At 43.6% G+C, this 23,368-nt stretch carries 20 protein-coding genes and 2 tRNA genes; 13 read left to right on the top strand and 9 right to left on the bottom strand.

Annotated features, from left to right (window positions below; all coding sequences use genetic code 11):
- Positions 1-200: 200 nt before the first annotated feature.
- Positions 201-404, bottom strand: a complete 204-nt coding sequence (locus H9653_RS02520; RefSeq protein ID WP_191690216.1) for a CsbD family protein — start codon at positions 402-404, stop codon at positions 201-203.
- A gap of 493 nt (positions 405-897) precedes the next feature.
- Here H9653_RS02520 and H9653_RS02515 point away from each other — a divergent pair, with 493 nt between their 5' ends.
- The gene (locus H9653_RS02515; protein WP_191690214.1) at positions 898-1,587 is read left to right on the top strand and encodes a TetR/AcrR family transcriptional regulator; all 690 of its coding nucleotides are present in this window, start codon (positions 898-900) and stop codon (positions 1,585-1,587) included.
- A 116-nt stretch (positions 1,588-1,703) separates the two neighbouring features.
- The gene (locus tag H9653_RS02510; protein WP_191690212.1) at positions 1,704-3,914 is read left to right on the top strand and encodes a molybdopterin oxidoreductase family protein; all 2,211 of its coding nucleotides are present in this window, start codon (positions 1,704-1,706) and stop codon (positions 3,912-3,914) included.
- 70 nt (positions 3,915-3,984) lie between these two features.
- Here the strand turns inward: H9653_RS02510 and H9653_RS02505 are convergent, their stop codons facing one another.
- Together H9653_RS02505 and ygfZ are read right to left on the bottom strand one after the other, a co-directional pair.
- Complete coding sequence (locus tag H9653_RS02505; protein WP_191690210.1) at positions 3,985-5,310, bottom strand: D-amino acid dehydrogenase; 1,326 nt, start codon at positions 5,308-5,310, stop codon at positions 3,985-3,987.
- A gap of 69 nt (positions 5,311-5,379) precedes the next feature.
- The gene (ygfZ, locus tag H9653_RS02500) at positions 5,380-6,132 is read right to left on the bottom strand and encodes a CAF17-like 4Fe-4S cluster assembly/insertion protein YgfZ (protein WP_087814739.1); all 753 of its coding nucleotides are present in this window, start codon (positions 6,130-6,132) and stop codon (positions 5,380-5,382) included.
- A gap of 346 nt (positions 6,133-6,478) precedes the next feature.
- Here ygfZ and H9653_RS02495 point away from each other — a divergent pair, with 346 nt between their 5' ends.
- The 3 genes from H9653_RS02495 (at position 6,479) to H9653_RS02485 (ending at position 10,207) form a co-directional block, all read left to right on the top strand.
- Entirely contained in the window at positions 6,479-6,832 is a 354-nt protein-coding gene (locus H9653_RS02495; protein ID WP_068405853.1) for a zinc ribbon domain-containing protein YjdM, read from the top strand.
- Positions 6,833-6,908: 76 nt separating this feature from the next.
- Positions 6,909-8,210 (top strand): glutamate-1-semialdehyde 2,1-aminomutase, encoded by a 1,302-nt coding sequence (hemL, locus tag H9653_RS02490; RefSeq protein ID WP_191690208.1) that lies wholly within the window; start codon positions 6,909-6,911, stop codon positions 8,208-8,210.
- Positions 8,211-8,476: 266 nt separating this feature from the next.
- Positions 8,477-10,207, top strand: coding sequence for an AMP-binding protein (locus H9653_RS02485; RefSeq protein WP_068405801.1), 1,731 nt, complete (start codon positions 8,477-8,479; stop codon positions 10,205-10,207).
- Between the two features lie 99 nt (positions 10,208-10,306).
- Here the strand turns inward: H9653_RS02485 and H9653_RS02480 are convergent, their stop codons facing one another.
- Positions 10,307-10,732, bottom strand: a complete 426-nt coding sequence (locus H9653_RS02480; RefSeq protein ID WP_191690206.1) for a DUF962 domain-containing protein — start codon at positions 10,730-10,732, stop codon at positions 10,307-10,309.
- 426 nt (positions 10,733-11,158) lie between these two features.
- Between H9653_RS02480 and ppx the strand changes: the two genes are divergently transcribed.
- From ppx to H9653_RS02455, 5 genes are all read left to right on the top strand, one after another.
- Complete coding sequence (gene ppx, locus H9653_RS02475) at positions 11,159-12,700, top strand: exopolyphosphatase (RefSeq protein ID WP_191690204.1); 1,542 nt, start codon at positions 11,159-11,161, stop codon at positions 12,698-12,700.
- Positions 12,701-12,978: 278 nt separating this feature from the next.
- A complete protein-coding gene (locus H9653_RS02470; protein WP_191690202.1) occupies positions 12,979-13,782 on the top strand; it encodes an acetyl-CoA carboxylase carboxyltransferase subunit alpha in 804 nt (267 codons plus the stop codon).
- 175 nt (positions 13,783-13,957) lie between these two features.
- On the top strand, positions 13,958-15,568 hold the full coding sequence (gene tilS / locus H9653_RS02465) for a tRNA lysidine(34) synthetase TilS (RefSeq protein ID WP_191690200.1): 1,611 nt from the start codon (positions 13,958-13,960) through the stop codon (positions 15,566-15,568).
- Positions 15,569-15,736: 168 nt separating this feature from the next.
- Positions 15,737-16,570: a pyrroline-5-carboxylate reductase gene (gene proC, locus H9653_RS02460; protein ID WP_191690198.1), complete on the top strand. Its 834-nt coding sequence runs from the start codon at positions 15,737-15,739 to the stop codon at positions 16,568-16,570.
- A 167-nt stretch (positions 16,571-16,737) separates the two neighbouring features.
- Entirely contained in the window at positions 16,738-17,307 is a 570-nt protein-coding gene (locus H9653_RS02455) for a YggT family protein (RefSeq protein WP_191690196.1), read from the top strand.
- A 103-nt stretch (positions 17,308-17,410) separates the two neighbouring features.
- Here the strand turns inward: H9653_RS02455 and H9653_RS02450 are convergent, their stop codons facing one another.
- Positions 17,411-18,205: a hydroxymethylpyrimidine/phosphomethylpyrimidine kinase gene (locus H9653_RS02450; protein WP_191690194.1), complete on the bottom strand. Its 795-nt coding sequence runs from the start codon at positions 18,203-18,205 to the stop codon at positions 17,411-17,413.
- A 474-nt stretch (positions 18,206-18,679) separates the two neighbouring features.
- Here H9653_RS02450 and H9653_RS02445 point away from each other — a divergent pair.
- The 3 genes from H9653_RS02445 (at position 18,680) to H9653_RS02435 (ending at position 19,932) form a co-directional block, all read left to right on the top strand.
- Positions 18,680-18,769, top strand: a tRNA-Ser gene (locus H9653_RS02445).
- Positions 18,770-18,953: 184 nt separating this feature from the next.
- Positions 18,954-19,030 (top strand) — tRNA-Arg (locus H9653_RS02440).
- Positions 19,031-19,278: 248 nt separating this feature from the next.
- The gene (locus H9653_RS02435) at positions 19,279-19,932 is read left to right on the top strand and encodes an RDD family protein (RefSeq protein WP_068405779.1); all 654 of its coding nucleotides are present in this window, start codon (positions 19,279-19,281) and stop codon (positions 19,930-19,932) included.
- A 73-nt stretch (positions 19,933-20,005) separates the two neighbouring features.
- Here the strand turns inward: H9653_RS02435 and panD are convergent, their stop codons facing one another.
- The 4 genes from panD to H9653_RS02415 all read right to left on the bottom strand — a co-directional run bounded on the left by panD (position 20,006) and on the right by H9653_RS02415 (position 23,259).
- Positions 20,006-20,386: an aspartate 1-decarboxylase gene (panD, locus tag H9653_RS02430; protein ID WP_045443274.1), complete on the bottom strand. Its 381-nt coding sequence runs from the start codon at positions 20,384-20,386 to the stop codon at positions 20,006-20,008.
- Between the two features lie 153 nt (positions 20,387-20,539).
- Complete coding sequence (gene pth, locus H9653_RS02425) at positions 20,540-21,121, bottom strand: aminoacyl-tRNA hydrolase (RefSeq protein ID WP_191690192.1); 582 nt, start codon at positions 21,119-21,121, stop codon at positions 20,540-20,542.
- Between the two features lie 207 nt (positions 21,122-21,328).
- Positions 21,329-22,012, bottom strand: coding sequence for a 50S ribosomal protein L25/general stress protein Ctc (locus H9653_RS02420; protein WP_068404709.1), 684 nt, complete (start codon positions 22,010-22,012; stop codon positions 21,329-21,331).
- A gap of 299 nt (positions 22,013-22,311) precedes the next feature.
- Entirely contained in the window at positions 22,312-23,259 is a 948-nt protein-coding gene (locus H9653_RS02415; protein WP_068404706.1) for a ribose-phosphate pyrophosphokinase, read from the bottom strand.
- Between the last annotated feature and the right edge of the window lie 109 nt (positions 23,260-23,368).

Below are 23,368 nucleotides of genomic sequence, written 5' to 3'. Positions count from 1 at the left end.
TGCTCAGCCAGTTTCTTGATGTCAGATTGGTTAGTCATTGCTTATTCTCCTGTTAGTGGATTATAAGCAGTTACACACTTTTTAGGAAAGGCTCGTATCTGGCGCTTATGCCTATACTAAATTGTCCTTAGCTAATAAGGAAAACACAAAAGCCGCATTGAAAGTCAATGCGGCTTTTATTTAAGAAATCTACTTTAAAGTTAGTATTTGTTTTCAGTACGCCATGCGTCTACTTCACGCTCAGCATCATCTTTACTGTGACCATAACGCTCTTGGACTTTACCAACGAGCTTATCACGGCTACCTTCGATGTGTAATAGATCATCATCAGTAAGATCAGCCCATTTCTGCTTGACCGTACCCTTCATTTGTTTCCAATCACCTTTTAGCGTATGTTCGTTCATTATTATAATCCTTATTTTAGTTATCAAATCTTTACGGTAAATAGTTTAAAAATTCTAATGCTATAAACCGTAAAGTGCTTTAGGAGCAAGTTATTATTTATGATTTATGATTGTTCTTATTTATCTCGTACTGTTTTAAGTACTTTACAGCTAGCCCGTGGCCAACTCGTGATACCAATATATAAATGTTAGACCGCCGTGTCTGTATGAGCAATGTTTGTAGTGTTGCTTAATTATGGTCATTGCTCTTGCTATGTTATGGAGGGCATAGTTGTGTAATATATAGAGTACTTTGTCAGAGCGATACGTAAAGAAAACCAGTAGCTAAATGTCTACCTATATAGTGCATTATCCTTTTTTATGTCTTTATCAATCCTAATTCTAAAACTATTAATGGAAAATCTTTTATGCATCTAATTGTAGACTTGTTATTTAATTAACTATAAGCTTATAGCTGAAATCATAAGCCTTAGACAATTAGGACAGAATAACAGTGAGTCCACTTAATACCGTAAACGCGACAAGATTAGATACGAAGCGTGAGCTGGCAAAAGCCAAAACCCGTCGTGCCTTATTAAAAAGTGCGCTGCAGCTTTATAGCTTGGAAGGCGCTTGCGGCATGAGTATGAACAAAATCGCTAAAGGGGCGGGAATCGCCCAGCCAAGTTTTTATAATCACTTTGACAGCGTAGAAACGCTACAAAGTGAGTTGAGTAGGCAATTAAAAGACAATTATTTATCACTGATGCGTAAGGCGTGGGCAGATATGCTTGGTGATTATCCAACGCTGTCTAGAGCGGCGTTCAATCAGCGCTGTCAGCATTGCTTGACGCTAATTTTTACAGCTGCCTTTCAAAATATTAGGTTATTCCAACGGTTACTCGAAGACAGTCTGCGCTTTGATTTGCGAGTAGAAGATAAAGGTTTGGGAAGTTTGTTTACCGACATACGCGAGGAATGGACAAAGATATTCATCCAAGGATTACAGTCAGCCGAGTGTTCTTTTGAGACGTTTGAAGTTTATCTCTGCGTTGATAGTGCGAGCGCGCAGGTTCATGAGTTGATATTAGGCTGTCATCAAGGACGTTATTCACAGCAGCAAGCAATTGCGATGTTGTGCAAAAACTTTGATGGGCTTTTTGGTGGATTTTTTATCAATAATGAGCAAGTAATAAGTAGCTAGTGAGCAAATTAATGAATGCTGAGCTCGCAAAATTTTTAAAACTAACGAATCTATTCATATCATAAAACGGAATTTAGTTAGCGAAAGCGATAGTAACGATCACAGGGAGCGTGACCATGAGCAGTAAACAAACCAAGACGAATGAGCAAACACATTTTAGAACCTGCAATCTGTGCGAAGCGATGTGCGGTATTGAAGTAAAGCACGATGGAGCAAAAGTATTATCGATTAAAGGCGATAAAAATGACCCATTTTCTAAAGGTTATATTTGCCCAAAAGCAACTGCTTTGCAAGATTTGCATGAAGACCCAGATCGCTTGCGTCATCCCATCGAGAGGACGGCTAACGGTTGGAAAACAATCAGCTGGGATGAGGCGCTTGGTAAAGTAGCTGCTGGCATACAGTCAGTACAAAAGAAACATGGCCAAAATGCTTTTGGTGTTTATTTAGGCAATCCCAACGTCCATAATATGGGCGGCATGCTGACCATTAAGCATCTATTAAGCAGTATCAAGACCCGCAGTCGTTTTTCTGCAACCTCGGTCGATCAATTACCGCACCATATCGTCAGCATGCACCTGTTTGGGCATATGCTGCGTATCCCCGTGCCTGACGTCAGTCGCACCCAATATATGCTCATCATTGGTGGCAATCCGCTGGCATCTAACGGCAGTATTATGACCGCGCCAAATATGCGCCAAAAGCTCAAAGACATCAAAGCCCGCAATGGCAAAGTAGTAGTGATTGATCCACGCCGTACCGAAACTGCTGACATTGCAAGCGAGCATCATTTTATACGTCCAGCAACCGATGTTTTATTTTTGCTTGCTATGCTCAATGAAATCTATGACCAAGGTTACGCGGACAAAGCACGGACTAATAATAGAGCGGCGGCGCTTGCGCCAGAGATTGCGCGCTTGGCAGATTTCGCTAAAGACTATAGCGCAGAGTTAGTTGCTGATATTACTGGCATTGCCGCAAATGAGATTAAAAGACTGGTCAAAGAGTTTTGCGAAGCCGAAAGCGCCGTCTGCTATGGGCGCATGGGCGTATCGGTGCAGGAATTTGGCTTATTAAGCCAGTATTTGATTATGGTGATTAATATCGTCACCGGACGTTTGGATGAAGTAGGCGGCCTCATGTTCCCCAATCCTGCGCTTGATGTGGTCAATAACTCCGGCCCAGGTTATTTAGGCAAACGTCATAGCCGCGTGAGTAATTTGCCTGATTTCAATGGTGATTATCCTGTCGTAGCGATGGGTGACGAGATGCTGGTAACAGGCGAGGGTCAATTAAAAGGCTTTATGACCGTTGCAGGCAACCCTGTCCTCAGTACGCCAAATGGTGAAAAATTAGATAAAGCCTTTGCCAATTTGGACTTTATGGTCGCAATTGATTACTTTGTCACAGAAACCAGCCGGCATGCCAATATTATCTTGCCACCCGTCTCGCCGCTAGAGCGTGACCATTATGACGTTACCTTTAATAATTTTGCCGTACATAACGTCGCTAAATACTCTCCAGCGTTGTTTGCTAAGAAAAAAAGTGCCAAACATGATTGGCAAATCTACTTAGAGCTGGCAAAACGCCTCGATAAAAAAGCGCCGCTTACGACCAAAATTGAGCGTCGATTGGTTAAGACTTTAGGACCAAAATTTTTGCTTGATCAAGGCTTGAGACGTGGACCTTATGCTGGCATGAATCTAAATAAACTCAAGAAAAAACCGCATGGACTGGATTTAGGCACGCTCAAAAGAATGCTACCGCAAGCAATAAAGCATAAAGATAAGCAAATTCATCTTAATATCGATTTTTATCAAGCCGATTTAGCGCGCGTGCAAACGATGATGCAGGATTATGATGACAAACAGATTTTACTTATCGGTCGTCGTCATGTACGCAGTAACAATTCATGGCTGCATAATAGCTATCGCTTGGTCAAAGGCAAGCCACGCTGTACGCTGATGCTGCATCCTGAAACAGCGAAAGAATATGGTATTAAGGATGGACAGGAAGTAAAAGTGACCTCGCGCGTTGGTAGTGTGACGATCGTAGCAGAAGTCACCGATGAGCTAATGCCTGGCGTAGTCAGTATTCCTCATGGTTGGGGTCATGGTCGTAAAGGCGTGCAGCAAAAGATTGCGCAAGCGCATGCTGGTGTCAGTGTTAATGACTTGACGGACGATACCTTAATCGATCAGCTAAGTGGTAATGCAGCAGTCAATGGCGTACCTGTACAATTAGAAGCAATCGCGCTAGAGGTGGTTGATTTGGAAACTGTTGATACTGAGGTTAATGGTGATATTAAATCAGGAAGCGCTGCATAAAATAGCTCTAAAATAAAAGTCTTTAATTTAAAAAGGCACTTAAAAAAGTGCCTTCTTTACGTTTTTAATTTTAAGTTCCTAAACCTATAAAATCAAAGTCTACTTGCGGTGTCTCGCCTTGTATCAATAAACTGATCGCCTTTGCCGAACCACAAGCATGCGTCCAGCCAAGCGTGCCATGACCGGTATTTAGCCATAAATTATCAAAGCTGGCGTTTGTATTGACACTACCATGACGGACTTGACCATGATGCGCGCGTCCTATTAATGGTACATTTGATGGCGTCATTGGGCGCAGTCCTGTCCAATATTGCATAGAATTGGCAATGATACCTTTGGGAAATAACTGCTGTACGCGACGGGTAATGGCTGCACAGCGCGTGCTATTTAAATCCATATTATAGCCGTTAAATTCCGCCGTACCTGCGACGCGTAATTTGTCACCAAGGCGCGAGGTGACTAATTTAAACTCATCATCAATAAGGCTGACGAAAGGTGCTAAATGTGGCGCACGCGGATTGACTTGATAAGTAGCTGAATACCCTTTGGCAGGGAAAATCGGCAGATGGATATTGAGCGGTTTCATGAGCAATACGCTATAGCTGCCAAGTGCCAGTACATAATCGTCAGCGCTAAAAGTCTGTGCGTTTTTGCCCTTGGGGCGAATGGTCATACTATGCACGTGCGGGCGAGCAGAATGGGCGTCAGTATTTAACGTCAAAATGTCGGTATCGTATAAAAATTTCACGCCAGCATCGATGCAGCGCTGCGCCAAACGCTGGGTAAATACATGCGCATTACCCGATTCGTCACGGCTGGTGTAAGTGGCGCCTTTGAGCTTATGCGCGATAGGGTAAAGCGCAGGCTCAAGGCTAATAGCATTATTAATATCTATCACATAACGCTCACAGCCGAGCTCTTGCATACGCTCGGTTGGCGCGATGGCAGCATCAAACTCAACTTGGTTGGTATAAAAATGCATGATACCGCGCGTTTGCTGCTCGTAATCAATACCAATATCAGCACGCAGCTGCTGCAATGCTTCGCGTGAGTACAAGCCCAAACGCACCATCTGTACCAAATTGGCATCGGCTCGTTCTGCGCGGCATTCTTGTAAGAACTGCATTGCCCATTTCAACTGCGCTTTATCAGCTCGCAAGCGGTAGAGCAGCGGTGCATCTTCACGAAACAACCATTTAAGCGCTTTCATCGGCGTGCTCGGATTCGCCCACGGGGTTGCGTGCGAGACGGATATCTGCCCACCATTGGCAAATGAGGTTTGCATGCCAGCAGCAGTTTCGCGCTCAATGACGGTCACATCGTAGCCTGCTTGCCGAAGATACCAAGCGCTGGTCACGCCCACCACACCTGCTCCGAGTACCGCAATATGGGTCATAAATTGCTCTGCTACGTTTTTAGTAAAAATGCTTTTTAAAATACCAAATGGACTACCAAACGTTTCACGTTATTTTTGACGGGCGACATCTGCTTGTAGTGCTGGTGGTAAATCTAATATCGTAAGCTCACTATCGGCTAAATGCTCTGGGCGGGCAACAACCAATGCCTTAAAGCCATTAGCATTTATATCATCATCAGCAATGGCATTGACCACCTGAATTTTCTCTAGTTTATCACCTGCGGCTGGCACCTCGCCTGTGCCGCTGACATAATGTAAAAACGCTTTTGGCGCGGCTTTAAAGTAAATACGGGCAATAACTTCTTGACCGAGGTAGCAGCCTTTATCGTAGTCCATACCGCCGCGCTGATGTAGGCGCAGCTCTTGCGGCTGAAACTCGCCTCGTGTGTCCGCGACTATCCAATAATTACCCGCTGCAAGACTCGCCTGCATCCACGCTTGAGTGTCATCGATAGTATTATGCTCGTCTTTATGACTAAAGGTTGGCACTCCATCGAGTACGCAAGGATAAATGGGCGTTGGTGTACTGGTATCAAACTTTGAAAAGGCGCCAAACTTTTTAAGATGCGCTTGCAAAGCCTCAGCGCAATCGGCACTGATGACTACATCAAAATGCTTTTCGTCTTGTTTTTTAATCCAAAGGCCAAAATCGATACGACCTTTTAAATTGCTAAGCGCCGTTGCTTGATAGCTAAGCCCAAGCTTAGTGACATCAGAGGTTAGCTGCCCTTGTAAGAACTTTGCGGCATCTTCACCTTGAATGGTTAGTTGAACAAATTGTGGCAATGTTGATTGAGTCATTATTATTGTCCTATTTATGAGTCGCTATAGCCTCAGATATTAGGGTTAATACTGAGTGATTAAAGTCGTTATAAAACTTACTGTTAAAATAATGCGAAAAAGTCGTTATTTAAGTTTTTACCATCTTTTTAGTACCTAAAGACAAATGGTTATCAAATCAAATTTGGTTACAGCAGAGTACCACAAAAAACCACGTGATAAAAAACGTCCGCGTTAAGGGATAAGCGAATGTATCAATTAGTCACAGTTCTGTGTTTACAAGCGGAGCGATTGGTGAAAGCTGGCGAGTTACGGTACAATGTTAGCGTTAGAATACACCCAATTTATCACGGCTGACGAGGAAATTATGAGCTTACCCAATTGCCCAAAATGCGATGCTGAATATACGTACGAAGATGGTGCGTTACTGGTATGTCCGATGTGTGCTCATGAGTGGACCGCGGCTGAAACCGATGCGGCGCAGGCTGAAGCGCAAGATGCGGTCATTCGTGATGCGGTCGGTAACGAGCTGCAAGATGGCGATACCGTCACCGTGATTAAAGACTTAAAGGTCAAAGGATCATCAACCATTATCAAAGTCGGCACCAAAGCAAAAGGGATTCGTCTGTTGCCAGATGCCTCTGATGGTCATGATATCGACTGTAAACTCGATGGTTTTGGACCGATGAAGCTCAAATCGTCAGTGGTTAAAAAAGCTTAAGTTTTTGTTAATTAAGTGATTGTTAATTAAGCTATTGTTAATAAAATAACATCAAAAGAATAAGTAGAGACTAATTATGAGCACTAAAAATGAACAACTCTTTGCACAAGCCCGCAAACATATTCCTGGCGGCGTAAACTCACCGGTTCGCGCCTTTGCTGGCGTTGGTGGTACGCCTATCTTTATGCACCGTGCTAGCGGCAGCAAAATCTATGACACTGAAGACAATGCTTATATCGATTATGTCGGCTCTTGGGGGCCGATGATTTTGGGTCATGCGCATCCAAAAGTCATTGATGCGGTTAAAAAAGCAGCTGATGATGGTTTGAGCTTTGGTACGCCAACGCCATTTGAAACCACCGTGGCTGATAAGATTTGCGACATCGTCCCAAGTGTCGAGATGATTCGCATGACAAGCTCAGGTACAGAAGCGACCATGAGCGCGATTCGTTTGGCGCGCGGCTTTACTGAGCGTGATAAAATCGTCAAATTTGAAGGCTGCTACCATGGTCATTCAGACAGCTTATTGGTAAAAGCGGGCTCAGGGATGCTAGATATTGGCGAGCCGACCTCAAAAGGCGTGCCAGCGGACTTTGCCAAACATACGATTACCATTCCTTATAATGACCCGCAAGCGATTAAAGAGTGCTTTGCAAAATGGGGTAGTGAGATTGCTTGCGTGATTGTAGAACCAATCGCCGGCAACATGAATATGGTCATTCCGACCCAAGAATTCCATGATACTTTGCGTGCAGAATGTACCGCCAATGGTGCGGTGTTGATTTTTGATGAAGTCATGACCGGTTTTCGCGTCGGACTTGGCGGCGCGCAAGCGCATTTTGGCATTGACCCTGATTTGACCTGCTTTGGTAAAATTATCGGTGCTGGCTTACCCGTTGGTGCTTTCGGTGGTAAAAAAGAAGTGATGTCTTGTATCGCGCCACTTGGCGGCGTTTATCAAGCGGGTACGTTATCAGGTAACCCGCTGGCTATGCGCGCTGGTATCGCGATGTTTGAAGACTTAACCGTTGATGGTTTTTACGCCGAATTATCTGCGAAAGTAGACCAGCTTATTGATGGTATCCAAGCGGCGGCGGACAAGCATGGTATCAATCTGCGCACCAATAAACTGGGCGGCATGTTTGGGATGTTCTTTGTTAAAGACAAGGCGACAAACGTACCACAAAACTTCGATGACGTCACCGAGTGCGATATGGATGTGTTTAATACCTTTTTTCATGGCATGTTAGAGCGCGGTATTTATCTTGCGCCATCTGCCTATGAAGCGGGCTTTATGTCGATCAAGCATAGTGATGCAGACATTGAAGCGTCTATTAACGCCGCTGATGAGATTTTTGCTGAAATGGCAAAAGCGTAAATCATTTGGTTAAAATTACTTGTCTAAAATTTAAAGTTTAATGTTCTTTAGAATTTATATCTGCAACATAAAAACCAGCAGGATTATCGTGCTGGTTTTTTTGTGCCTGCGCATTAATAAAACGAATTTTTAATAAATGGTGGAAGTTTTTTAGGCTTGAAAATAATCTATAACCTAAAAGTATCCTTGTTCTAGAACCTATAATACAACGACTAAGTTGTGCTATTCTGAGAGCACCAATCACGTTTTAGCAAGGATGCAATTTGATGGATAATAGCTTTGAAAATAATGCGCCAAGTAGCCGTGTTCCGCCATTATGGCAGCGAGCTTACGAGCAATATGGCTTGGAAAATAATTTGGATGTGTTAAACGGTAAGGACAACCTGCTTGATTTATTACAACCAAAAATTGATCAGCACAGTAGCGCTATTGCTTTTAGCATGGGCGCTGCCACCTTAAATTTTGCTCAGTTAGATGTTGCAAGTCGCCGCTTTGCTGCTTTTTTACAAGCACAAAACATTCAAAAGGGCGACCGTGTTGCGGTGCAATTGCCAAATATATTGCAATATGCGGTGGTGCTGCTTGGTTGTCTGCGCGCAGGGGTAGTATTGGTAAATGTCAATCCGATGTATACCCAGTATGAGTTGGCCCATCAGCTGACAGACTCTCAAGCGTGTGGATTGGTGATTCTCGATGGTATGTCGGCAGCTTTCGATAAATTGGATGATGAGGTTAAAGCGCAACTGTCTTTAGTCGTACATTGTTCTATCAATCCGAGTGCTGAGCTTATCGATAATGATATTGCTATCCTTAACAGTATTCATTGTTCAACCGAAAATGACGGTGAAAATGAGCTTACAGTTGCAAAATCTCATCAAGAACGTTATGTGAGCTTTGCTCATATTATGCAAGCGTACCATGCAGATCAGTTTCAGCCACCGACCATCACGCGCGAAGACTTGGCGTTACTCCAGTATACGGGCGGCACAACGGGTAAGCCAAAAGGCGCGATGCTTACTCATTATAATTTGATGGCTAATATTTGCCAGTGTTATGCAATGTTTGGCAGCGTTGTCGAAGCAGGTCGCAGCGAGCAAATCAAGATACTTAACCCTTTACCGCTCTATCATATTTTCTCCTTCACGGTTTGTGGTTTACTGGGTATTTATGGCGGCTGGGAAGATATATTGATCACCAATCCGCGCGATATCGATGGCTTAGTAAATAGCATTGAACAGCATCAGCCGCATGTGATTCCTTCGGTCAATACGTTATTTAACGGCATGCTCCATCATCCAAAGTTTACCGAGCTTGATTTTAGTCGCTTGGCATTATCTATCGGTGGCGGCACCGCGATTATCAAAGCGGTATCTGACCGATGGCAGCGCGCTACAGGCATGATTATTAATGAAGGTTATGGCATGTCAGAAACGTCGCCGGTTATCTCTTTTAATCCACCAGGGATAGATAGCTTTAATGGTAGCGTCGGATTACCTTTAGCCATGATGGATATCAAAATCATTGATGAGCAAGGAGCCGCCTGCGCTGTTGGCGTGCCCGGCGAAGTGGGGATTAAAGGGCCACAAGTGATGCAGGGTTATTGGGGTTTGGATAATACAGAGACCTTTACCGATGATGGGTACTTTAAGTCCGGTGACATCGGCATGTTAGATGAAAATGGCTTTTTGACATTGATTGATCGTAAAAAGGATATGATTTTGGTTTCGGGTTTCAATGTATATCCAAATGAAGTGGAAGCGGCGCTGACGGAACATCCTAAAGTGCTCGAGGTGGCTGTCGTTGGCATTGAAGATGCGCACAGTGGCGAAGTGCCAAAAGCGTTTGTGGTTAAAAGAGATTCCAGCTTAACGGCTGAGGAATTGGCGGCGTTTGCCAAAGAGCGTTTGACCGGTTATAAGCGTCCGCAAGCTTACGATTTTATCGATGAGTTACCAAAAACCGCTGTAGGTAAAATACTTCGTAAGTCTTTACGCTAAATAGCTGCTAAATAATAGATTTTTGATAACAACATAAAAAACTGGGCTAGCGTCTTAAACTGGCCCAGTTTTTGTTTTTTCTGTTTATTATCAATAAATTTAACGCGCTTTATCGAACTTACGGTCTTTTAAGCTCAAATTACCGCGGAGCACGTCGGTGAACATACGAATATCACCAGCAAAACTTTGTAATGGGTATTTAAAAGTAGCAGGTTTGTTTTTCTCAAAGAAAAAATGCCCGACCCACGCGCAAGCATATCCCGCAGCGATGCCTTTAAGCAGCGGTTTGGCTGAGCGATTTTTGACAGACTTTGCTAAGCCTAATAAGCCAAAGCTACTACCCGCGAAATGCAAACGGCGGCAAGCCATATTTTGATGCTCATTTAGATAAAAGTCATAAAATTTATGTTTGGCGAGGTCTGCTACCTTGATAAGCTCGCCATTACTTTGTTTATTAATATGAGTATCGGCACTTTCAGTTTGGGCAGCTTTGTTTTGTAAGGTTTGGGTAGTAGTTTGATTCATGGTTTTGCTTCCTTGCAAATTAGTTGTTTTAAATAAAGATGAGTATTCAATCGCAAAATTGGTCGCTGCTTTATGTAATGAGCTTATATAACCAATGTTTATAATATAAGTAAGTGCCTGTTATCTATTACAATATACCGGCTAATTATGAGATTCTAACGCATTTTCAATGTAGCAAACCGATGGTATTAAGACAAGCGTTAGAGACTGACTTTAAGGTTCTGATTTAATCATTGTTTAGCCAGTATTTAATTGAGTTTTCTTAGATATTTGGATGTTTTTGCAAGCTGTGTTTAGCGATGGTAGCCGCTGACTTGCCAGCGTTTGGCATAAATGCTTTAATGGCAAAACTTGCTCATATTTTTTATTTTAAAAGCTTGAAAGCTTTTAAATACCACTTTATCTAATACGGTAACAATCTCACTTATGCCCAAAGACTACCTAAAAAATCCACCACTTGCTGAAGATGAAATGATGGCCGCTATTGATATCGGCTCCAACAGTTTTCATCTGGCGATTGCGCGTCTCGACCACGGTGAAGTGCGAAAAGTGGTGTCTATGTCTGAAAAGGTGCAGCTCGCTGCCGGACTCGATGAGAATAATATCTTGGGCGCGGCGGCTGAAAAGCGCGGTCTTGAATGCTTAAGCCGCTTTGTGGCGCGTTTGGATTCGGTGCCGCCCGAGCGTATTCGCGTGGTAGCAACCAACGCCCTACGCCAAGCAAAAAACGCCAATGACTTTATTACTCGGGCCAATAAAATTTTGCCCAAACCGATTGAGATTATCGCTGGACGTGAAGAGGCACGTTTGATTTATTTGGGCGTTTCGCATACCAATGCCAGTAGCGATAAGCGTTTGGTTATTGATATCGGCGGCGGTTCGACAGAGTTTATCATCGGTCAAGAGTTCGATCCGTTATTGACCGAAAGCTTACAAATGGGCTGTGTTGCTTTTACCCAAAAGTATTTTGCGGACGGCTTAATTACCAAAGAAGCTTTTAATAATGCCATCTCAGCGGCGCGCAAAGAAGTGCTGGCGATTAATGGTCGTTACCAAAAAACCGGCTGGAGTAGTGTGGTTGGCTCAAGTGGGACGATTAAAGCGGTGCGCAACGTCCTTGTGTCAAAAGGCTGGGCAGATGAACAAGAACGCATCACCTATAAAGGTGTTAAAAAGTTAGAAAAATTATTGCTTAAAATTGGCAACGTCGATGACATTGAATTAGAAGGCGTCAAAGAGCATCGTAAAGCGGTTTTCCCAGCGGGCGTTGCGGTATTGCGAGCGGTGATGAAAGTGCTCGGCATTGAGACCATGGTGTATTCAGATGGCGCGCTGCGTGAAGGCGTTATGTACGATATGCTTGGACGTTTTGCTAGCGAAGATGTGCGTGACCGCAGTGTGCTTGCGCTGATTAAACGCTACTCTGGCGATAAAAAACAAGCCAAACAAGTGGTCAAAACCAGCCGCAGTTTATTTGAGCAAGTCAAAGAAAAGCTCGGACTTAGTACAGAAGATGGTGATTTACTCAGACGCGCGGCGTCATTACATGAAATCGGTTTAGCGATTGCGCATAGCGGCTATCATAAGCACAGTGCTTATTTGGTTGAATACTCTGATATTCCAGGTTTTTCGCAGGTCGATCAAAAACGCATGGCGCAGCTGATGCTCAATCATCGCCGTAAGCTCAAAGCGGATATGTTAGAGCAGGCTTGTATAATCGGTGGCGATTCGCTGGTTTATCTGTGTTTGCTGCTACGTTTGGCGGTGCTCGCACATCATAGCCGTAGCGAGCATGAATTACCAAAACTGGGTTTAAAAGTGATTGACAATAACCGCTGGCAAATTACCGTTGGTGAAAGTAGTGAGCACTATACTTTCTTATTGTCAGACTTGCATACGGAGATTGAGCAGTTTGCTAAATGGGGCGTAAAGCTGAGTGTTGTTGATGGCAGTGTAATTGAGGCATAAGGGCTGATTGCTCATACTGTTTCTTAATGCCGACTCTTAGTACTGATTCTTAATACTGATTCTTAATGCGAAGCCGTTACTATTATAATAATGGTGCTACGGATTAACGTAACAAAGGCAGCGTTGTCAGTAATGCCATGCGATTTAAGATGTGCTACTATAGCTTCTATTGAGTTTACAACTGTACTTTCATTATTTGAGAGTCGATAACAGTATTACCTAACACAGCCATTATTAACCATCACCATATTATATAGAATTACGAAAGGGAAGCGTCTATGAGTACCGTCTGGGATAGCGTTCAGCTTGCACGGCATGCCAAACGTCCATTATTTATGGACTATGTCAATCAGCTGTTTACCGAATTTGATGAGTTGCATGGCGACCGTGCTTATGCAGATGACAAGGCTATTCTTGGTGGTCTTGCGCGCCTAGATGGTCAGCCTGTAATGGTAATTGGTCAGCATCGTGGTCGTAGCACGCGTGAGCGTATCGCACATAATTTTGGCATGGCAAACCCCGAGGGTTATCGCAAAGTCATTCGTTTGGTCAAAATGGCTGAGCGCTTTAATATTCCGGTGATGACCTTTGTCGATACCCAAGGTGCTTACCCCGGAATCGGTGCTGAAGAGCGCGGCCAAGCGCAAGCCATTGCTGAAAGTATCGCCGTATTCTCTAGCCTTAAAGTACCTGTTATCGTCACTATTATTGGTGAAGGCGGCTCAGGTGGCGCATTGGCAATTGGCGTTGGCGACAAAGTAAATATGCTCCAAAACAGTATTTATTCAGTTATTTCTCCTGAAGGCTGTGCGTCTATTCTGTGGAAAACTGCGGAAAAAGCCCAAGATGCTAGTGAAGCGTTAAAGTTAAATGCCATTAACCTTTATCAAATGGGTTTAATTGACGCAGTTATCGACGAAGGCGAGGGCGCCCATCTTCAACCGCAACCTGTGATGACGGCGCTAAAAGCATTAATCGTTGAGCAATTAGATGAGCTTAAAGACATGGATGCGCATGAGCGCTGTGAGCTGCGTTATGAGAAATTGAAGTCCTTTAACTCAGAAGTGATACTGCCTTGCTAAGCATTTATATGAAAGTATATTGCTAGGTTACTTAAACTTAGCTTTTAACGATATCGCTTTGCGCTTAATGTTAAAATAAAGACGTGTCATTTTATGGCGCGTTTTTTTGTGCCGACTTGTTTATGTTTTAATTGATTGATACGTAAATAAAACCACTCAGTAAATAAGAACGATTATGAACAGTAGCGCCATCCTTCCACACGCCATTGAACCAATTGCAGAACTGCCTGTCGATGCTGTTCTAGCAGAGGCATTGTTAAAAAGTCTAGCTGAATATGGCGAGCAACTACATGGTCGGCGAGTTTGGCTGGCCTGTAGCGGGGGGCGTGATTCGTTGGCATTGGCAGCACTTTGCGTACAGCTTTATCGCCAAGGTAAGCTGCCATTTTTGCCGCAATTATTGCATGTGAATCATGGTCTGCAAGCGGCTAGTGGCGCTTGGGCACAGCACGTTGCTAATTGGGCGAAGGCGCAAAATATACCCTGTCGAATCTTACAGGCGCAGCTCAATGGTCGAGATGAACAAGCCGCACGGAAAGCGCGTTATGATGTGATGCGAAGGCAGCTTAATCAAGATGATGTTTTATTATTAGCTCATCATGCCGATGACCAAGCGGAAACGGTTTTAATGCGTCTGATTCAAGGTGCTGGCGTAAACGGCTTATCAGGTATGCAGCCGTGGCGTGTACAGACAAAGGACGCACATCGTATCGCATTATGGCGACCGTGGTTGACTATCAAACGCGCGAACATAAGCGCCTATGCACAGCGTTTAAAGCTGCCATATATCGACGATCCAACCAATGATGCTGGTGATAATGTCCGTAGCGGCTTACGTCGAGATATTATGCCGATACTGGCGAGCTATAACTCCAACGTTATTGATAATATTGCTCGTAGTGCGCAATTACTAAGTGACGCGCAATTGATAGTTAATGCCCAAGCAGGCGAGGATTTGCAGCACACAGAGGTTGCCTCATTACAGCTACCACCTGCCCAGCGCGTGCTAAATATAGATAAATTGCAAAAACTACCGATTTATCGTCAGCGCCAATTATTGCATTATTGGATTGGTCAAGATGAGCCATTACCGCCCGCTAAACAGCTCGTCGATGATGTCTTAAGTCTAAGCCAGCGTGATGATAATGACCATCAAACGGCGCTATTTTGGCAAGGTCGCAAGCAGTCGTATACTGTTCGCCGTTATCGTCAACAGCTTTATCGTTTAAGTAGTGATTGGCTCAAGTGGTTAGAGTTGCCGCTTGCCAAGCAGACTCAAACCTTATTTAATTTTACTGAGTCTAATCTTATTAAGGCTGATGTTCAGGCAACTGGCAGACAACCTGTTGCAATTAATTTACGTAATGAGGATAAATTTGCTTGGCAATTAAAAGTTTTGCCAAATGAAGTAATTCAGCTATTAGAAAGCTATAACGTAGAAAGCGATACAGATAAGCTTAAGATTACCTTTGCGCCATTAGAGCGCAATCAGCGTGTGCAAACTGCATTAGCATCACGTTCACAAGCGGGCAAAAAGCTCTATCAAACTTTAGGTATTCCATCATGGCTGCGTGAGAATTTGATCGTGGTGAGTGTGACTTTGATAAATAAAGAAAGTAGTGAAAATGGGCTTTTAGAAAGTGAGTACCTAATAGAATTGCCTATTTTATTAATATCGCCTTTTGCAAGTTGGGCGTTGAATGCTGCGCAGGCGAATATTAGTGTAGATGTAAAACAGCTTGTCGCATTTATCAACAGCCATTTAACTCTGCATAAAACCTGTTAAATAATAAATATGGTGCGTTCTATAGTGATAATTACTTAAACAGCAACGCCATTACTGAGTCTTTCAATTTATCAAACGACGCCAGTAGCAGTATGGTAAACTGAGTGTCATTTTACCTATCATTATGTTAGTTTGAGTGCCTTTGCATTTTTTGAATAGGAGACACGTATGTCAGTATTAGATAATAAGAAAATCAGCTTTATCGGTGGCGGTAATATGGCGCAGGCTTTGATTAGTGGACTTATCAGCTGCGGCGTCAAACCGAGTCTGATTACCGTTGCTGATCCGAGCAGTGAAGCGCGCGAGCAATTGGCTGCTAAAGGATTGAATACGGTCGATCCAACGGCCGATGCAAAATCGGCGGTTATCGGTGCTGACATCGTGGTATTGGCAGTCAAGCCGCAAGTCATGAAAGCGGTGGTCAGTGGTTTTGCTGATGCTTTAGATAAGCAGCTGGTGATTTCAGTGGCAGCAGGGTTATCGACTGAGCTATTATCAAATATGCTCGGCGGCTATGGCAATATCGTTCGTGCGATGCCAAATACGCCAGCGATGATTCAAATGGGCGCGACTGGTCTGTACGGTACGGATGATATTTCTGCTGAGCAAAAACAATTGGCAACCGCAGTGATGGAAGCGTCAGGTCTGGTCATGTGGGTCGATAATGAAGAGCACATGCATGCGGTCACCGCCGTATCAGGCTCAGCGCCAGCTTATATGTTTTACTTTATCGAAGCGATGGTCGATGGCGGAGTCGCGTTAGGATTGGATAAAGAGCAAGCGTCAGCGCTAGCGATGCAAACCATGCTTGGCGCGGCAAAAATGGCGCTGGGTAGTGAAGATGCACCAAGCGAGCTACGCCGTAAAGTCACTTCACCAAATGGTACCACCCAAGCAGCTATCGAGTCCATGCAGGCCAATGACATCAGCCGTCAAATCGTTGAGGCCATGCAAGCTTGCGCCGATCGTAGCCAAGCGCTAAGTGAAGAGATGAGTAAATAGTACTGAATAGCTAGTACGCTATTGATAGGGCATGTCGCGGTTGATGAGATGCCTTATTAATAATTATAAGAACTTAAAGTCGTAAAAAAATTAAAGTCATAAAAATGCCTGATAATGACATTCGTCATCCTAAATCCCGTTAATAATGTCACATTGAGTAGCACTTCATGAACAACCTGTTATTGCAAATTTTTGATTTGGTCACTACCTTCGCCATGATGTTGGTGTTTATCCGTTTTATGCTGCAGTTTGCTGGAATGGATGCCAGCAATCCTATGGTTGCCCCTGCTTATAAAGCCACCCATATCGTCGATGTGTTCGGGCGTATTTTCCCAACCGTCGCCCAAGGTCGTATTAGTATTGCTGCCATTGTATTGATGTTTTTAATTCGTCTGATTGATATCTCTGGTAAGGCGGCTTTGACACATAAAGGTATTGCGCCTGTGCCGCTATTTTTTACTGGTACTATCAGCTTGGTATTAGACTTTTTGCGTATGTGCCGCTATCTCGTTATTGGTTCTATCATTGTCAGCTGGATTGTGGTGTTTACCCAATCTCAGCATCCGATTATTGGTATTATTGTTATGTTGGCTGAACCAATTTTAGCGCCGTTTCGTCGTATCACGCCAAACTTGGGTATGATTGATTTATCGCCAATGATTGCCTTTTTTGCCTTTTATCTGCTTGAAATCTTTATCGGCAGTTTGGCATCAAACTTTATGCCGATGTTGGGTTAGGCTGGCTTAATAAAATTTAAAAAACTAGCGATTCTATAAAAGATACAAAAGGCGCTCTATATTTTATAGAGCGCCTTTCTTTATTTACCATCTATAGATTGTTCTAAAATTCTACAAAGCGATTGGGTATCAATTGAGCGTTGGCATTATTAGGGTGCGGCGCATCAGCGGCACGCAGGGTTTGGGTAATCCAACTATCTGCCGCTTTTACCGCATCGATAAGCGCGTCACCCATCGCCAAACGTCCAGCGATAAAGCTCGCTAATGAGCAACCAGAACCGTGAAATTCACCCTTTAGGCGCGGTAAAACGCTTTTATGCACCATCTCGCCTTTAATATAGAGATACTGCTTGATATCACCGCTGGTAAAGTCGTGTGAAGTTTTGACCAATACCGCTTGAGTGCCTTGGGCGCATAGTTTTTGCGCACCGATATGTAAATCTTGCTCGCCGCTTAAAGCCCGTAGCTCATGCGTATTTGGGGTGATTAACGTCGCATAGGGCAGTAGTTTTCTAAACGCCGTTACCAAGGTTTGCTCATCGCCCAAGCTGCCGCCACTATTGGCAACCAATACCGGGTCGAGGACAAATGGCGTCTCAGCTGCGATAACCTGCTCGGCAAATAAACGCGTCAGCATGGCGATATTGTCAGTGGTGCCAAGCATACCTGACTTAACCACGCGCACAGGCAAATCATCGAGCACGGTAGTCGCCTGCGCTGCTACCAAGTCGGCCGCACAAGCCTCAAAACCAAATACTTGCTGCGAGTTTTGAATGGTGATCGCCGTACAAGCGATAGCGGCATGGGCACCTGCTTGACCGACTGCCTCGATATCCGCTTGTAACCCAGCACCACCTGACGGATCCAATCCTGAAAAACACAGTACTACCGGTCGCATAACCCTTCCTTTTATTTATCCTAAAATCAATCATAAATACTATAGCCATCCATTGACCAAAAAGCCATAGCCAGCAGATTTTGTTAAATATAATCAGTGGAAAGTAATATCAATATATCTGCTGATATCAATTTTTTTTGCTTGCTTGCTTGCTGTGTCTGTGCAGACAGAGGCCACGAAAAATTGATATCAGCAATCCCGTAGCGTTTTTAGAATATTTTGACTATAAGTAATAAAACCTAAAAATTCTGAAACTCACCGCTAAATAAGATATTCCTTATGCCTAGAGAATAATAAAACCATTTAAATTAACAATTATGACAAAAGCGGCATTAAATCTGTAGACAAGGCTTGCAATTCGTTTCGGCTTTGTTATAATACTCGCCCACGGCATAAGACGTATCATTAGCATCGATACTGTGTTTAGAGAAATAGTTTTTATAAAAATATTTTGATAAGCGTCTTAAATCGTCCGGTGAAGTGGGTGAGTGGCTGAAACCAGTTCCCTGCTAAGGAACCATACGTGTAAGCGTATCGAGGGTTCGAATCCCTCCTTCACCGCCATTTATTCAGTTGTTATAAAGAGTAATGACGCAAAAATAGCGTTAATGATATTTTAGATTAACATTCAAAAATAATTTGAATTTAATTAAAAAATAAGTTGACACAAGCGAGATTATCTATATAATAACCAACCTAATTTACTGCAATTGTTTTTGAATAATTCAGTAGATAATGTGCAAAGTACGCGCTTGTAGCTCAGTTGGATAGAGCACTTGGCTACGAACTAAGGGGTCGGGAGTTCGAATCTCTCCAAGCGCACCATTTGCATACTAGCTTATTTGTTCATGTAACCATTAAGCTAAACTAAATTAATCGCCTGTCTTATGACAATTTGGCGATTTTTTTATGTCTGTCATTTTTATAGCAGTACAATCTGGTATTGATGTTTTTTCCTAAACTCAAATTCTCCTGCCCTTGTACCAAAAGTCTTGTCTTATCATAAGGTACGCTAAGCGCCTGAATTACGGTACAATGAGCGCTCTATTTTTCGCTTGTTATGGGCTGGTATCATGTCAAAATCATCACCAAAAGCTGCTACTAAAGCAAAATCGCCACGCAACAACTCAGCGCATCAAGACTCCGTTGCCGAAGAGGCAGTGATTGCCAAGCCAGGCACGCGTATGGCGGCCATCCTTTATGATGGTATGTTGATTTTGGCACTACTGTTTTTGGTTGGTACGGTGCTGACAGTAATTGGTACGCTATTGACGATGGAGACGGGCACGCAGTCACAGCAAGCCAGATCGCTACCGACATGGTATCAAAACTTTATTATGACCCCTTCGTTTATCCTGACGCTGGTGGGCTTCTACGGGCTATTTTGGCGCCGCGGTGGGCAAACACTAGGTATGCAAACGTGGCGCTTAAAAACGGTCAATAATGATGGTCACCTGCTTACGTGGGGGCAGTCGTTCAAACGTATCTTGGCGGCGAGCCTGATGCCGCTGATATTTGGACTCATCGGTAGTGTCATCGGTGGTTCACGCGCTATCTTATTGACCAGTGCTTTTTTGGGCTTTGTTTTCAACTATGCCTTTTGTCTGTTTAATCGTCGCGGTTTGGCAATACAAGACATGCTATCAAATACCATCACTTTAAAAATGCCGAAAACAGAAAATGAAGGGCTATGGCGGGTGATTAGAAACCGTAAGCAGGATAAATAAATAGCATAAAAAAAGCTGAATCTTAATTAGATTCAGCTTTTTTATTGATCACTTAAATAGCAGTCATGGATAATTAAGCCACTTGTACCGGAATGATATTGGCAGTGTCTTTCACGGTATTGTCTTCGTTGCAATACACCAGTTTTGGCTGATAGGTAGCGGCTTCTACTTCATCAAAATGGGCATAAGCACAAATGATGACGATATCGCCCAGGTCTGCCATATGCGCGGCGGCACCGTTTAACGAGATAATGCCAGAGCCCGCTTCAGCGCGAATCGCATAGGTGCGAAAACGTTTGCCATTGGTGACGTTGTAGATATCGATAGATTCGTTTTCACGCAGACCAGCAAGGTCTAGTAGGTCACCATCGATACCGCATGAGCCTTCGTAGTGCAGTTCAGCATGGGTAACACGGGCGCGATGTAATTTGCACTTGAGCATATTAAGTAGCATAGGTTGCTTCCTTAGGGTAACTGATATAAATGAACCAAATCAAAAGCTTAATGGGGACAGGGTAAGTAGAATAAAAGTTATTTGCCTAAAAGTCACGGCTAAATTTACGCTTTGGCGATTTAAATGACTTAAATGTTTGCCATCAACGGCAGATTATTCTGGTAATTTAAAGCCATTAATCTGCGAGCGTGCTTTTTCAATATCACCATCTAATAATAACGTTAAGGCGTCAAAAGCAGCACTTAACGCGCTATCGATAGCCATTTGCTCATCAGGCGCCGCTTTCGATAATACGTGACCGCTGACTTTAGACTTGTGACCCGGATGACCGATACCGATACGCAGGCGATGAAAGTCGTTGCCAATGTGCGGGGTGATATCACGCAGACCGTTATGCCCGCCGTGACCACCGTCGGTTTTGAGCTTGATACTGCCAGCGGGAATATCGAGCTCATCATGGGCAATCAACAGCTCATTATTGTTAATACCATAAAAATTGACCATCGGCACCACCGATTGACCAGATTTATTCATAAAGGTCAGAGGCATAAGCAGGCGCACATCGTGACCATGAATTTGCCCGCGTCCCGTCACCCCGTGGAATTTTTTGTCAGGGGCGAGGGCAATATTAAACTGCTGCGCCAAATGATGGACGAACCAAAACCCTGCATTATGACGCGTAAACATATACTGCTGACCAGGATTACCAAGACCGACAATAAGCTTTATGGCCATAAAAACACCCTGCTTAAATTTAATAAATAAGAGATAAGGTTTGAAAAGTAAGATGAACTGATCGTGCTTATCCTACTTTTTAAACCTTCTTTTCAAACCTCAGTTACAAAAACAGCAGGAGACATTCATCACCTGCTATTTTTTGACTAAACCAATCTTTTATAACCGAGCAACCATAAGGCTGCTATATAAGCGTTATAAAGATTATTATTCAGCGTCTTTGTCTTCAGGCTCAGCACCTTGCTCAGTAGCAGGTACGTCAGCTGCATCAACTTCGTCAGCGTCTTCGTCAACTTCTTCAACTGTTGGTGGCTGCATGTTCACAACGGTACGGTCGTGAGCATCTTCCATGTCAAGATCAAAGATAATTACGCCTTCAGGCAATTTGATGTCTGATAGACGGAATAGATCACCAATTTCCATGCCTGATACGTCGATTTCTAAGTATTCAGGTAATTGTGATGGTAGGCAAACGATTTCAACATCAGATACTAGCGTAGATAAGATACCACCCGCTTTCGTACCTGGCGCTTCTTCACGGCCTGCAAAATGTAGCGGCACGTGCATGTTGATTTTTTGACCTTTCACAATGCGCTGAAAATCTGCATGCATTGGGAAACCTTTAGCAGGATGGCGCTGCAAGTCTTTGATAACGACTTGTTGCTCATCACCTTTATCGGTAGTGATGGTCAAAATTTGTGAGAAAAACGCTTCATATTCAAGCGATTTTACGAGCTCGTTGATTTTGATAGAGATAGCAGTTGGTTCTTCACCACCACCATAAATGATAGCAGGAACTAGGTTCTGCTTACGTAGGCGGCGGCTCGCACCTTTACCTTGTTGTTCAGCAGAGCGGTCAACTGCGTTGATTGCAAAATGATCAATAGCCATGGATATAATCCTATAGAGAGTATGTGAAGTATCTACCAGCAATAACAGACTTGCGACCAGTCTATCACCGGATAATCAATACTTTAGAAAGTATCAATCATGTCGCTAAGTATAAAATACCCAAAAATAATAGGGGTTAACGAATGATGAATACAGGCGCGCATTATACGTGATTCTTTAACAATAATAAAGACCTAGCTAAAATAGCGCACGCCAGTCTTACATAAAAAAACGCCAAGTCATTAAACTTAGCGTTTTTAGTAATATATTTTTTAGCGAAAGAAAATCTTAAGCATTAACTAGGCATCAAACATAGCGCTGATAGATTCTTCGTTATTGATACGGCGTAAGCTTTCAGCCAGCATCGGTGCGATACTTACTTGACGGATTTTGCTACAGGCTTTAGCCGCGTCAGACAATGGAATGGTATCAGTTACCACAATCTCATCCAATTCCGATTCGCTGATGTTCTTTAGCGCATTACCCGATAGGACAGGGTGAGTAATATAAGCAAGTACGCGGCGCGCGCCATTTTGCTTTAAGGCTTCAGCGGCTTTGCATAACGTACCTGCGGTATCAACCATGTCATCAACGATGACGCAATCACGGTCACGGACATCACCGATGATGTGCATCACTTGTGATTCATTGGCACGGGCACGGCGTTTATCAATAATCGCCATGTCGGTATCGCCCAACTGCTTCGCCATCGCGCGCGCACGTACCACACCGCCGACGTCAGGTGAAACCACCATGATATTGTCATAATCTTGTTTTTTAAGATCGTTCAATAAGACAGGCGTACCATAGATGTTATCAACTGGGATATCAAAGAAGCCCTGAATCTGATCTGAGTGCAAATCAACGGTCATAACGCGGTCAATACTAACGATGTTTAGCATGTCAGCGACGACTTTGGCCGAGATAGGTACACGTGCTGAACGCGGACGGCGGTCTTGACGGGCATAACCAAAGTACGGCATGACAGCGGTGATACGGCCAGCGCTAGAGCGACGCAAGGCATCAGCCATCATCATGATTTCCATCAAATTGTCGTTGGTCGGTGCACAAGTAGGCTGCATGATAAACACGTCTTTACCACGTACGTGCTCTTTGATTTCCACGGCAATTTCGCCATCAGAAAAACGCGTGATGTCAGCTTTACCAAGAGGTATATGGAGATGATCGGCTACGGTTTTTGCTAATTCTGGGTGGGCATTACCCGTAAAAATCGCCAAATAAGGCATGACAGAAGTCCTATTGATTAACTTAAGCAGCGACCGCTAAGCAGTATCAAACTGCTCAAATTTAGAAAAGAGTATGGAAAACTATTGATGACTACTATTACAGTAAAAA

It is taken from the genome of Psychrobacter communis, assembly GCF_014836505.1.
Taxonomy (GTDB): domain Bacteria; phylum Pseudomonadota; class Gammaproteobacteria; order Pseudomonadales; family Moraxellaceae; genus Psychrobacter; species Psychrobacter faecalis.
Note: the sequence above shows the minus strand (reverse complement) of the source record. Positions and strands in the feature narration are given on the sequence as shown.